This is a genomic window from Sphingomonas kyeonggiensis (genome assembly GCF_014204495.1).
Lineage (GTDB): Bacteria > Pseudomonadota > Alphaproteobacteria > Sphingomonadales > Sphingomonadaceae > Sphingomonas > Sphingomonas kyeonggiensis_A.
Genome location: NZ_JACHLN010000002.1, coordinates 317,591 through 329,912 on the forward strand (window position 1 = coordinate 317,591; position 12,322 = coordinate 329,912).

Here is a 12,322-nt window from a genome sequence, read left to right on the forward strand (position 1 = left end):
TTTACCCTGATCGAAGTGTTTCGCTTGAGCGAAAGCCTGTCCGCAACTAAGTCGGCGGCTTATGACTTCGACCAACGATATCCGCCGTTCGTTCCTCGACTATTTCGAGGGCCAGGGACATGCCCGCGTTCCCAGCGCTCCGCTGGTGCCGCACAACGACCCGACCCTGATGTTCGTGAACGCGGGCATGGTGCCGTTCAAGAACGTGTTCACCGGCCTGGAGAATCGCCCTTACTCGACCGCGACCAGCTCGCAGAAGTGCGTCCGCGCTGGCGGCAAGCATAACGACCTGGACAATGTCGGCTATACCGCGCGCCACCACACCTTCTTCGAGATGCTCGGCAACTTCTCGTTCGGCGACTATTTCAAGGAACAGGCGATCACGCACGCGTGGACGCTGCTGACCAAGGAATGGGGCATCCCGGCGTCGAAGCTGACCGCCACCGTCTATCACACCGACGACCAGGCGTTCGAGCTGTGGAAGAAGATCGCGGGGCTCCCCGAGGAGCGGATCATCCGCATCCCGACCAAGGACAATTTCTGGGCGATGGGTTCGGACGGTCCGTGCGGGCCGTGCTCGGAGATCTTCTACGATCACGGCGACCATATCTGGGGCGGACCGCCGGGATCGCCGGAAGAAGATGGCGACCGCTTCGTCGAGATCTGGAACCTCGTCTTCATGCAGTTCCTGCAGGAGAATGACGAGATCATCGGCGACCTGCCGCGTCCCTCGATCGATACCGGCATGGGCCTGGAGCGCGTCGCGGCGGTGCTGCAGGGCGTCCATGACAATTACGATACCGACACGTTCAAGGCGCTGATCGCCGCCTCGGGCGCGCTGACCGGCGCCTCGACCACCGGCGAGAACCAGGCGAGCCACCGCGTGATCGCCGATCACCTGCGCTCGGCCGGCTTCCTCGTCGCCGACGGCGTGCTGCCGGCCAATGAAGGCCGCGGCTATGTGCTCCGCCGCATCATGCGCCGCGCGATGCGCCACGCCCATCTGCTCGGCGCCAAGGATCCGCTGATGCACCGCATGGTGCCGTCGCTGGTCGCCGAGATGGGCGCCGCGTTCCCCGAGCTGGTCCGCGCGCAGCCGCTGATCGAAGCGACGCTGCTGCAGGAAGAGACGCGCTTCCGCCAGACGCTGGCCAATGGCCTGCGGCTGCTCGACGAGGCGACTGTCGGCATGGCGGCGGGCGACACGCTGCCCGGCGAGACCGCGTTCAAGCTCTACGACACGTTCGGCTTCCCCTATGACCTGACCGAGGACGCCCTGCGCGCCCAGGAGATCAACGTCGATCGCGCCGGCTTCGACACCGCGATGGCCGCGCAGAAGGCTGCCGCGCGCGCCGCCTGGAAGGGCTCGGGCGAGAAGGCTTCGGAAGAGCTGTGGTACGACCTGGCCGACGAGCTGGGCGGCACCGAGTTCACCGGCTATGCCGGCACCCAGGGCGAAGGCCAGGTGGTGGCGATCGTCAAGGACGGCGCCAAGGTCGACAAGGCGGCCGCCGGCGACAGCGTGACGATCCTGACCAACCAGACCCCCTTCTACGCCGAGAGCGGCGGCCAGATGGGCGATGTTGGCGTGATCTCGAACGACAAGCTGAGCGCGGCGGTGAACGACACCTCCAAGCCGCTTGGGCGGCTTCACGCGCATCATGCCAAGATCGAGACCGGCGAAGTCGCGGTCGGCGACGCGGTGCAGCTCACCGTCGATGCCGATCACCGCGATCGCGTGCGCGCCAACCACTCGGCGACGCATCTGCTGCACGCGGCGCTGCGCAAGCGGCTGGGCGGGCATGTGACGCAGAAGGGCAGCCTGGTGGCGCCCGATCGCCTGCGCTTCGACTTCTCGCACCCCTCGGCGCTGTCGGCCGAGGAGATCGCGGACATCGAGGCCGATGTGAACGCGCAGATCCGCCATAATGGTTCGGTCGAGACCCGGCTGATGACTCCGGACGACGCGATCGCCGCCGGCGCGATGGCGCTGTTCGGCGAGAAGTACGGCGACGAAGTCCGCGTGCTGTCGATGGGGCTGGGCGAGGATGCGTCCTATTCGGTCGAGCTGTGCGGCGGCACGCACGTGAACGCCACCGGCGACATCGCGATCTTCAAGATCGTCTCGGAAAGCGCCGTGTCGAGCGGCGTGCGCCGGATCGAGGCGCTGACCGGCGAAGGCGCGCGGCTGTGGCTCAACGGCCGCGACGCGCAGCTGCGCGAGGCGGCGGCGGCGCTCAAGACGTCGCCCGATGAAGTCGTGGGCCGTGTGGCTGCGCTGGTCGAGGAGCGGCGCAAGCTCGAGCGCGAGCTGGCCGAGGCGAAGAAGGCGCTGGCGCTGGGCGGCGGCGGTGCCGCGCAGGCGGCCGGTCCGGAACGGGTCGCGGGCATCAACTTCATCGGCCAGGTGATCGACGGGCTGGAGCCCAAGGAACTGCGCGGCGCGGTCGACGAGGCCAAGCAGCGGGTTGGCGCCGGCGTGGTCGCGCTGGTCGCGGTCAATGACGGGCGCGCTTCGGTCGCGGTCGGCGTGACTGCCGGCGTGGCGGCGAGCGCGGTCGACCTGGTCAAGGTCGCCGTGGCGGTGCTGGGCGGGCAGGGCGGCGGTGGCCGTCCCGACATGGCCCAGGGCGGCGGCCCGGATGGCGACAAGGGCGCCGAGGCGCTCGAGGCGGTGAAGGCCGCGCTGGCGGAAGCGCTGGCGGGGGTTTGAGCTTCCCAGTTCCTCCTCCAGCTTGCTGGGGTAGGGGCGATTGATCCCACTGCTCCCCGGCGAAAGCCGGGGCCCAGGGTAACAAAGCGACACGGCAGAGAAACCCTGGGCCCCGGCTTTCGCCGGGGAGCAGCTATTTTGAGCGGTGCTTCCAAACCCGCTGACCGCGCCTCTGGAGCGGCCCCTCCACCATCGCTGCGTGATGGTCCCCCTCCCCGGAACGGGGAGGAGTTTTAGGGATCACATCCCCGGTGCCCAGCCGTCCTCCGGCGAGACCCAGAGCGCGCGCTGGGTCATGTCGCTGCGGACCAGGCCGTCGATCGTGACGTCCGAGATGATGCCTTCGCCGTCCGCCTTGTCGCGGTAGCAGCGCTTCCTGCCGGCGAGCGGCTGGAGCGCGAGCATCAGGCGCTGGCGGACCGAAGTCTCGACCGCGGTGGCGAGCGGGGCGCCGTCCTTGGTGAGCTTGCCCGAGCTGAAGTCGATCGGGCGGACGGTGGAGCAGGCGGCGCCGTCCTCGATCTGGCCCGACATATGATATTCGAGCAGGATCGTCGGCTCGGTGGAGACCACGCCGGTGACGGTCGCTTCGAAGGTCCCGTTCTCATGGACGGTGTAGCGGACCATGGTGGTGCAGGTGCGCTGGCGCGTGTCCGGGCTGACGCAGCGGATCTTGCCGGTCCGGGCCGGGTCGAGCAGATCGGGGGCAGGCGCCGGCTGCGGCGCCGCGGTGGCGAGGAGGAGCAGAGTGGCGATCATCGTCAGTTCCCCAGCTTGTAGCCGTCCTTGTCGCTCACCCAGACGAATTTCTGGCTGAGATCGGGGCGCACCGCGCCATCGACGCTGAGCTCGTTGAGCAGCAGGCCGTTCTCGGCCGGCTTGATCGTGGTGCAGGTGTTCTTGCCGTCGAGCGGCGCGACCGCCGCGGTGAGCTGGCTCTTCACGGCGTTGGCGGTGGCGTCCTCGGCCGGCTTGCCGTTCATGTAGACGGTGCCTGCCTGGAAATCGGCCAGCTTGATCGTCTCGCAGAGCTGGCCGTCGCTGACCGTGCCCCGGGTGCGGATCTCCATGGTGATCAGCGGCGTGGCCGCGAGGAACAGCCGGGTGGTCGCCTCATAGCTGTTGCCGCTGATCTTGTAGCTCGTCGTGCCGACGCAGGTCTTCTTCGCCTGATCCGGCATGACGCACTGCGTCTTGCCCGCCCGGGCGGGCGCGACCGGATCGTCGGCCTGCCCTCCGGCGGCAGCGGCGGCGAGGAGAAGCAGGCTGGTCAACATCATCGAAACTCCCGAACAGGATGTGACCCCTGAGATGCGCCGGGGCTGCGCGGCGGGCAAGCGGAGTCTGTTTGGAAATGCGTATTTCCAGACGGTTCCTGCTCGTCAGGCCGGCGCGTCGGCGTCCTCGTCGGCACCGTTCCGGTCGAGCTTGACCCGGCGGAAGCGCGGTTCGCGGTCTAGCCCGGCGACGTCCTTGATCTTCTTGCGCATCTCGTCGCGCTTCTCGTGGATCGAGGCGATCACCGGGCCGACGGCCATGCCGAGATCGACCAGCACCACTTCGGAAAGCTGGAGCGAGCTTTCGAGCGCCTCGGGCACCGCTTCGCTGGCGCCGGCGCGGTAGAGCTCGGCGGCGTGCGCGGTGTCGCGGGCGCGGGCGATGATCGGCAGGCCGGGGACCCAGCCGCGCACCCGGCGGGTGAGGCGGACGGTGAGGACGGGATCGTCCATCGTCAGCACCAGCGCCTTGGCATGGCCGAGGTTGAGCTTGTCGACCAGCTCCGAGCGGGTGACGTCGCCGAACAGGACGTTGTAGCCGCCGCGGCGGGCGGCGTTGACGTTGTCGATATCGGCGTCGACGCCGATATAGGGCAGGCCGTGGCGGCGCAGCATGTCCGCCACGGTGCGGCCGACGCGGCCGAAGCCGATCACCACCGTGCCAGCCTGGACATGGGCGAGGTCGGCGTCCGGCGCCTCTTCGCCCTTGGTGCGCTCGATCAGCTGGGCGATCATCCGCCCGGCCTTGGCGAGCACCGGGGTGGCGGTGAGGCCGATCGCGGTGACGGTGGTCCAGAAGGCGCCGGTGCTCGGGCTGATCAGCCCCGCCGCGCCGGCGACGCCGAGCACGATCAGCGTGGTCTCGGACGGGCTGGCCATCAGCACGCCGGCCTCGGTCGCGGTGCCGGTGCGCGCGCCGGAGAGCTTGAGCAGGCCGGTGGTGACCGCCGCCTTGACCAGCATCACGACCAGCGAGGCGCCGAGCAGCGGTGCCCAGTTGTGGACGATGAAGCTGAGGTCGAGCCGCATGCCGACGGTGATCAGGAACACACCGAGCGCGAGGCCCTTGAACGGCGCGGTGATCGCTTCGACCTCGCCGTGATATTCGGTCTCGGCGATGAGCAGGCCGGCGATCAGCGCGCCGACGATCGGCGAGAGGCCGGCCGCGCTGGTCGCGAGGCTGGCGGCGATGACGACGAGCAGGCTGGCGGCGAGGAAGAGCTCGGGGCTCTTGGTGCGCGCCGCCTGGGCGAACATGCGGGGCAGGAGGATGCGGCCGCCGACGAACAGGATCGCGACGGTGACGATGCCGAAGCCGAGCGTCTGGGCGAGCTTGATCCAGCCGTCCTCGCCGCCCGCCGCCGGGGCCAGCGCGCCGAGCAGGAAGATGATCGGGACGAGCGCGAGGTCCTCGAACAGCAGCATGGCGAAGGCCGAGCGGCCGACCGCGCTGGTGGTGCCGGCGATCGGCAGCACGATCGCGGTGGAGGAGAGCGCGAGCGCCAGGCCGAGGCCGATCGCCCCGCCGGTGCTGAGGCCGGTGAGGTAGAGCACCGCGGCGAGGATCAGGCCGGCGCCGAGCAGCTCCGCCGCGCCGACGCCGAAGACGAGCGTGCGCATCGACCAGAGGCGCTTGAACGACAGCTCGAGGCCGATCGAGAACAGCAGCAGGATGATGCCGAACTCGGCGAACGGCTCGATCGAATGCGCGTCCGAGATGGTGATGTGGTAGAGCCAGGGGTTGCGGGGCACGAGGCTGCCGAGGCCGAACGGGCCGACCAGCGCGCCGACCAGGATGAAGCCGATCACCGGGCTGATCCGGAAGCGCGCGAAGGCGGGGATCACCAGCCCGGCGGCACCGAGGATGACGAGCGCGTCGGAAAGGCCGCTATTGCCGAGGTTCACGCGCGAAACCTTGCGATGCGTGCCATTGCGAAGTTCAAGCCCTGTCCCCCTTTTCGAAACCGATATGTGCCCGGAACTCTTTTCCGGTCCCGCGCCGCCATGCGCAATGGGCAATGTCACCCGCGCATAAACTATTGCTGCGTCGCGGAACTGTCGTGTTTCCGCAACGCCATCGTCATCGCCGTCCCCGATGGGCGCGCCCGGGGGCTTGCTGCAACTGCGAAGCCCCCGCCGCATGCGCCATCTGGCGCCTGCCAAGGATTGGGGATCGACAAAATGCATACGGTACGCACGCTGGGAATGCTCGGCATTTCGCTGCTTTCCTTCACCATCGCCAACGCGGCGCACGCGCAGAGCGCGGTGAGCGAGGGAAGTGACGGGGAAGAGATCGTCGTCACCGGCCAGCGGGCCAGCCAGAAGCGCGCGATCGAGGCCAAGCGCGACGCGATCGGCATCCTCGACGTCGCCGCCGCCGACGAGATGGGCCGCCTGCCGGACCGCAACGTCTCCGAAGTCGTCGAGCACCTCCCCGCGGTGGGCGTCACCTATGACCAGGGCGAGGGCCGCTATGTCGCGATCCGCGGCGTGCCGTCGAACCTGAACGGCTACACGCTGAACGGCATGGAGATCGGCAACCCTGACGGCACCACCCGCTCGCTGCCGCTCGACATCGTCTCGGGCCAGCTGCTCAACCGGGTCGAGGTCGCCAAGGTCAAGACCGCCGACATGGACGGGCAGGGCATCGGCGGCACGATCAACCTGGTCTCGCAGACCGCGTTCGACTTCAAGGAGCGCTTCGCCCTCTCCGCCAGCGCCAAGGCGGGCTATCAGGAGCTGAACAAGAAGGTGCCGGTGCAGGGCGACGCCAGCATCGCGGCGCGCTTCGGCGCGGACGAGCAGTTCGGCCTGGTGCTGGGCGTCAGCTATTCCTATCGCGACTTCAACAGCGAAGGCTTCTACCCGGACAACTGGAAGCCCGATGCGCGGTTCGCGCGCGGCGGCACGCCCGACAACATCAAGTACACCGAATATTCGCTGGCCCGCCGTCGCCTGGGCGGCACCGGATCGTTCGACTGGCACCCCAGCGACCGCCAGACCTTCTATGTCCGCGGCTTCTATTCGAAGTTCACCGAGGACGAGATCCGCCCGCGCTACCGGCTGGACTTCGCCACCACGGCCTTCACCGTCAATCCCGACGGCCTGACCGGCTTCGCCAACGGCGTGGCGAGCAGCGCCACCGGCACGCCGGGTTCGGGCCCGGAGCGCCGCGAAGACCTGCGCCTCGACTACAAGGCCAAGTGGCTGGCCAGCGGCATGGTCGGCGGCACGACCGATTTCGGCGGCTTCAAGCTCGCCTATGAGGGCGGCTACAGCCGCAACCAGACGCTCGACCAGTTCCCGATCTGGCAGTTCCGCTGCAATCCGGGCCGGGTGACCTTCGATTTCAGCGAGCCGCTGTACGTGGCGAAGCCCGACGCCGAGTGCACCGCCAACCAGCTGCAGTTCCGCCAGTACCAATATTCGCACCAGCTCAACGACGAGACGATCTGGCAGGGCAAGGTCGACGGCACGATCGATGTAAGCGACATCGGCTTCGTCAAGTTCGGCGCGAAGTACCGCAATACCGACCGCAAGTTCGACCAGGACACGCCGACCTGGGTGCGCGCCTCGGCGACGGCGAACCGCTGGACGCTGGGCCAGTACAACCTGGGCGGCGCGGCGGTGTGCGTCTATCCCGACAATGCCGGCCGCTGCTTCAGTAACGGCCCGACCTTCGACATCCCAGCGCTGCAGGCGTTCACCGCCCAGCATCTCGGCGACGCGCTGATGCCGCTCGACGCCGCGACCACGCTCGCCAACAACAGCCTGTCCGACTTCCGCCTGAAGGAGAAGGTGTGGGCGGGCTATGTGATGGCCAATCTCACCTTCGGCGCTGTCACCGTGACGCCGGGCGTGCGCTACGAGCGCACCAGCCTGGATGATCGCGGCAACGCGCTGCGCGGCGGCACCGCGATCGTGCCGGTGACGGTGAACAACAGCTATGACGACTTCCTGCCGTCGCTGATCGTCAAGATCGCGCCGTCGAACCAGGTGATCGTCCGCCTGGCCTATTCGCGCAGCCTCGGCCGGCCGGAATATTCCAGCCTCAATCCCGGCGGCTCGATCAGCGCGCTCGGCACGGACAACAGCGCTTCGTTCGGCAATCCGGACCTGAAGCCCTATCGCGCCGACAATCTCGACGCGACGGCCGAATGGTATTTCGCCCCGGGCGGGCTGTTCAGCGTCGGCGCCTTCGCCAAGTTCATCAAGAACCCGATCTTCAGCAAGGCGACGGTACTGACCAACGCGACGATCCTGGGCGTGACCTATCCGACGATCAGCGTCAGCCAGCCGTTCAACGCCGATCGCGGCGACATCATCGGCATCGAGGCGCAGTACCAGCAGCAGTTCACCTTCCTGCCGGGCCTGCTTTCGGGCCTGGGCGTGCAGCTGACCGGCACGCTGACGGACTCCAACCTGAAGCTGCCGAACGGCCGGACCTCGACCTTCCCGAGCCAGTCGCGCTACCTCTACGGCGCGGAGCTGTTCTACCAGCGCGGTCCGGTGGAAGCGTCGATCGCCTATCACAATACCGGCCATGCGCTGCTCGCCGTCGGCGATCCCAGCTACAACGACCAGTATAATGACGATCTGCGCCGCCTGGACGCCAAGGCCAGCGTCGCGATCCTCAAGGGCGTGCGCATCTTCGCCGAGGCGCAGAACCTCACCGACGAGCCGACCCGCCAGTATCAGGGTGGCAACACCAACTGGATCATCCAGAACGAGCGCTATGGGCGGACGTTCTACATGGGCGTGTCGGCGAAGTTCTGATGCTGATCGCCTCGATCCTGCTCCTGGCCGCCGCACCCGGCGGCCAGGACGCATCGCCGCCGGCGCGCGAAGCCCTCGTGCTCGCGCCGGCCGAAGTCACCGCGCGCTGGGATGCCGAGGAAGCCAAGCAGGGCGTTGTCGCCGATGCCCGGCATTTCTACGCGATCAGCAACAATCTGATCGGCAAGTACGACAAGAAGACGGGCAAGCGCATCGCCCGCTGGGAGGGCGACAAGCGGCTCTACCCGCACATGAATTCCTGCGTGATCGATGCCGCGATGCTGGTGTGCGCCGCGTCCAACTATCCCGCCGTGCCGATGGCGAGCGCGGTCGAGTTCTTCGACACGCGCACGATGCAGCATGTGAAGAGCGTCGCGCTGGCGCCGTTCCCGGGCTCGCTCACCTGGATCGAGCGCAAGGGCGACAAATGGTGGGCGATGTTCGCCAACTATCCCGCCGAGCGCGGCGGCGAGGGGGGGCGCGACCATCGCTGGACGGTGCTGATGGAGCTGGATGCGCAATTCCAGCCGCTCCGCTCCTGGCATTTCCCGCCGGAGCTGCTCGCCCGCTTCGCACCGATGAGCAGCTCGGGCGGTTCCTGGGGCAAGGACGGGCTGCTCTATTTGACCGGGCACGACCGGCCGGAGCTTTATGCGGTGAAGCTGCCCGAGGCGGGCACGCTGCTGGAATGGGTGGCGACGGTGCCGATCCCGACCAATGGCCAGGCGGTGACCTGGGACCCGGTGCAGCCGCGCACGCTCTGGTCGATCGAGCGCAAGGCCCGGCAGGTGGTGGCGAGCCGGGTGCCGGCGGTGCGTTGAGCTTTCCGTTCCCCGGCGAAAGCCGGGGCCCAGGGTAACAGAGCAAGACGGCAGAGAAACCCTGGGCCCCGGCTTTCGCCGGGGAGCAATAGGGCTTCGGGGAACAGCTAGGGAATAACAGCAGGCAAAAGAAAAGGGGGAGCGTTGCCGCTCCCCCTTCGCATTTCCGGTGGTGCCGAAGGCTTATGCCCAGGCGGCCATCTTGGCTTCGAGGTTCTCGCGGATCGCCTCGAAGAACTGCTCGGTGGTCATCCAGGGCTGGTCCGGGCCGATCAGGATCGCGAGATCCTTGGTCATCTTGCCGCTCTCGACGGTCTCGATGCAGACGGCCTCGAGGGTCTCGGCGAACTTGGTGACGTCCGGGGTGTTGTCGAACTTGCCGCGGAACGACAGGCCCTGGGTCCAGGCGAAGATCGACGCGATCGGGTTGGTCGAGGTCGCCTTGCCCTGCTGGTGCATACGGTAGTGACGGGTGACGGTGCCGTGGGCGGCTTCCGCCTCGATCGTCTTGCCGTCCGGCGACATCAGCACCGAGGTCATCAGGCCGAGCGAACCGAAGCCCTGCGCGACGGTGTCCGACTGGACGTCGCCGTCATAGTTCTTGCAGGCCCAGACGAACTTGCCCGACCACTTGAGCGCCGAGGCGACCATGTCGTCGATCAGGCGATGCTCGTAGACGATGCCGGCGGCCTTGAACTTGTCGGCGAACTCGGCGTCGAAGGTCTCCTGGAACAGGTCCTTGAAGCGGCCGTCATAGGCCTTGAGGATCGTGTTCTTGGTCGAGAGATACAGCGGCCAGCCGCGGTCGAGCGCATAGTTCATGCTCGCCTTGGCGAAGTCGCGGATCGACTCGTCGAGGTTGTACATGCCCATGGCAACGCCGGCGCTCGGGAAGTCGAACACTTCATATTCGAGCTCGTCGCCATTGGTGCCGACCCACTTCATCGTGAGCTTGCCGGCGCCGGGGACCTTGAAATCGGTCGCGCGATACTGGTCGCCGAACGCGTGGCGGCCGACGACGATCGGGTCGGTCCAGCCCGGAACCAGCCGGGGAACGTTCTTGATCACGATCGGCTCGCGGAACACGACGCCGCCCAGGATGTTGCGGATCGTGCCGTTCGGCGACTTCCACATCTTCTTGAGGCCGAATTCCTCGACGCGGGCCTCGTCCGGGGTGATCGTGGCGCACTTCACGCCGACGCCGTACTGCTGGATCGCCTTGGCGGAATCGATCGTGACCTGGTCGTCCGTCGCGTCGCGATTCTCGACCGAGAGATCGTAATACTTCAGGTCGATGTCGAGATAGGGCTTGATCAGGCGCTCACGGATCCATTCCCAGATGATCCGCGTCATTTCGTCGCCGTCGATCTCCACGACGGGCGTTGCAACCTTGATCTTCGCCATTGCTCGCTGTTCCTTTTAAGGGTTTGGCGAGCGTCTAGGAGGATGGGGCGGGGGGATCAAGCCCGCCCCTGCAACCGGTATCAGTCGTTCCAGGCCCACCAGAGCTGGGCAGGCGGAATGTTGATCCACTCCATCGCATGGTCGATGTGCGACCAGTGCGGGGTGAGGAAGTTCTTCACGCGCGGATTGTACTGGTAGACGAGGAAGGCGCCGCCCTTGCGGATCACTTCGCGGGTCGCCTTGGCGATCGCGTCGCCCACGCCCGGGGGCAGGGTCGAGAAGGGCAGGCCCGAGGCGATATAGTCGGCATGCTCGAAGCCATGCTCGGCGATGATCTGCTTCACGTCGGCGGCCGAGCCCTGGACCGCGATCAGGCGCGGATCGGGGATGCTCTGCTTCAGATAGCGGATGAAATCGGGATTGGTGTCGATCACGATCAGCTTGCCGTCGGCCGACAGCTTGTCGAGGATCGGGCGGGTGAAGGTGCCGACGCCGGGGCCGTACTCGACGAACAGCTTGGTGTTCTCCCAGTCGACCGGCGCGAGCATCTTGTTGATCGTGAAGCGCGACGAGGGCGCGACCGCGCCGACCATCACCGGGCGCTTCAGGAAACCGCGGAAGAACATGCCCCAGGGCGACGGCGTGCCGGCGGGGCGGCGGTTACGCGTACGGGCCTTCGCGGCGGTGGAAGCGGGCATGGGCGACCTTATTACAATTTCAGGACAGTCGCCCGCATTTGGGCAATTCGAGCGAACATGCAAGCGCAGCGACTGCATTTCACCGCATCCGCAGACGTTCAGCTGTGGGCAAGTCCCGGTTCGGCACGATGGAGGCGTAACGAGGGAGGGTGGCTTGATCGGATCGGCGATGATGTTGTGGCTGGCCGGGCAGAGCGTCGCCGCGCCCGAGCTGATCAGCAGCGCGGACAGGTTCGCGCCGATCGGCGATGCCGCGCTGGTGGCGCTGGCGAAGACACCGTTCGATCCGAAGAGCGATCGGCGCAAATGGGGGCTGGCCGTGGGCCTGCACCGGGGCGTGCAGGTGGTGGCGAGCTATGTCTGCTCGGACGTCTGCCCCGACTATACGAAGCGAATCATCCGCTACAACCTGCGCGCCGGGCCGGGCTGCGAGGCTGCGGGCGGCGTCTCCAAGGCGCTTGCCGTGCCAATGGGGATCGGCGTGGGGCAGCGGCTCTACTGCCTGCCGGCAGTGATCGCGGCGCTCCAGGACTAGTCGGGCTTGCCGCATCGATACGCGGCATATTTTCCGGGAAATAGGCGACGGGATGCGCGTTTTGTCAGGTGCGTTGTGTTCGCTGCAACAGGGAGCTA

At 67.2% G+C, this 12,322-nt stretch carries 9 protein-coding genes; 4 read left to right on the top strand and 5 right to left on the bottom strand.

Annotation, left to right across the window (positions count from 1 at the left end):
- Positions 1-61 precede the first annotated feature (61 nt).
- Positions 62-2,713 carry an alanine--tRNA ligase gene (gene alaS, locus HNP52_RS09115; protein WP_184165804.1) on the top strand — a complete coding sequence of 884 codons (2,652 nt, stop codon included), beginning with the start codon at positions 62-64 and terminating at the stop codon, positions 2,711-2,713.
- 240 nt (positions 2,714-2,953) lie between these two features.
- Here alaS and HNP52_RS09120 read toward each other — a convergent pair whose 3' ends face one another.
- The 3 genes from HNP52_RS09120 to HNP52_RS09130 form a co-directional block, all read right to left on the bottom strand.
- On the bottom strand, positions 2,954-3,472 hold the full coding sequence (locus HNP52_RS09120; protein WP_184165805.1) for a hypothetical protein: 519 nt from the start codon (positions 3,470-3,472) through the stop codon (positions 2,954-2,956).
- A 2-nt stretch (positions 3,473-3,474) separates the two neighbouring features.
- Positions 3,475-3,993, bottom strand: a complete 519-nt coding sequence (locus HNP52_RS09125; RefSeq protein WP_184165806.1) for a hypothetical protein — start codon at positions 3,991-3,993, stop codon at positions 3,475-3,477.
- 102 nt (positions 3,994-4,095) lie between these two features.
- On the bottom strand, positions 4,096-5,895 hold the full coding sequence (locus HNP52_RS09130; RefSeq protein ID WP_184165809.1) for a cation:proton antiporter: 1,800 nt from the start codon (positions 5,893-5,895) through the stop codon (positions 4,096-4,098).
- A gap of 276 nt (positions 5,896-6,171) precedes the next feature.
- Here HNP52_RS09130 and HNP52_RS09135 point away from each other — a divergent pair, with 276 nt between their 5' ends.
- Positions 6,172-8,766, top strand: a complete 2,595-nt coding sequence (locus tag HNP52_RS09135; RefSeq protein WP_260396036.1) for a TonB-dependent receptor — start codon at positions 6,172-6,174, stop codon at positions 8,764-8,766.
- On the top strand, positions 8,766-9,587 hold the full coding sequence (locus tag HNP52_RS09140; RefSeq protein ID WP_184165811.1) for a hypothetical protein: 822 nt from the start codon (positions 8,766-8,768) through the stop codon (positions 9,585-9,587). The genes HNP52_RS09135 and HNP52_RS09140 overlap by 1 nt, the downstream gene beginning before the upstream one ends.
- A 183-nt stretch (positions 9,588-9,770) precedes the next feature.
- Here the strand turns inward: HNP52_RS09140 and HNP52_RS09145 are convergent, their stop codons facing one another.
- Both HNP52_RS09145 and HNP52_RS09150 read right to left on the bottom strand, forming a co-directional pair.
- A complete protein-coding gene (locus HNP52_RS09145) occupies positions 9,771-10,991 on the bottom strand; it encodes an NADP-dependent isocitrate dehydrogenase (protein ID WP_184165813.1) in 1,221 nt (406 codons plus the stop codon).
- A gap of 80 nt (positions 10,992-11,071) precedes the next feature.
- Positions 11,072-11,689, bottom strand: a complete 618-nt coding sequence (locus HNP52_RS09150) for a class I SAM-dependent methyltransferase (protein ID WP_184165816.1) — start codon at positions 11,687-11,689, stop codon at positions 11,072-11,074.
- 154 nt (positions 11,690-11,843) lie between these two features.
- Here HNP52_RS09150 and HNP52_RS09155 point away from each other — a divergent pair, with 154 nt between their 5' ends.
- Positions 11,844-12,224 carry a hypothetical protein gene (locus tag HNP52_RS09155; RefSeq protein WP_184165819.1) on the top strand — a complete coding sequence of 127 codons (381 nt, stop codon included), beginning with the start codon at positions 11,844-11,846 and terminating at the stop codon, positions 12,222-12,224.
- The last annotated feature ends 98 nt before the right edge of the window (positions 12,225-12,322 follow it).

Coding starts and splice junctions, on each gene's coding strand:
- HNP52_RS09120 (WP_184165805.1), bottom strand. CDS start 3,472: ATGATCGCCACTCTGCTCCTCCTCGCCACCGCGGCGCCGCAGCCGGCG.
- HNP52_RS09140 (WP_184165811.1), top strand. CDS start 8,766: ATGCTGATCGCCTCGATCCTGCTCCTGGCCGCCGCACCCGGCGGCCAG.
- alaS (WP_184165804.1), top strand. CDS start 62: ATGACTTCGACCAACGATATCCGCCGTTCGTTCCTCGACTATTTCGAG.
- HNP52_RS09135 (WP_260396036.1), top strand. CDS start 6,172: ATGCATACGGTACGCACGCTGGGAATGCTCGGCATTTCGCTGCTTTCC.
- HNP52_RS09125 (WP_184165806.1), bottom strand. CDS start 3,993: ATGATGTTGACCAGCCTGCTTCTCCTCGCCGCCGCTGCCGCCGGAGGG.
- HNP52_RS09145 (WP_184165813.1), bottom strand. CDS start 10,991: ATGGCGAAGATCAAGGTTGCAACGCCCGTCGTGGAGATCGACGGCGAC.
- HNP52_RS09150 (WP_184165816.1), bottom strand. CDS start 11,689: ATGCCCGCTTCCACCGCCGCGAAGGCCCGTACGCGTAACCGCCGCCCC.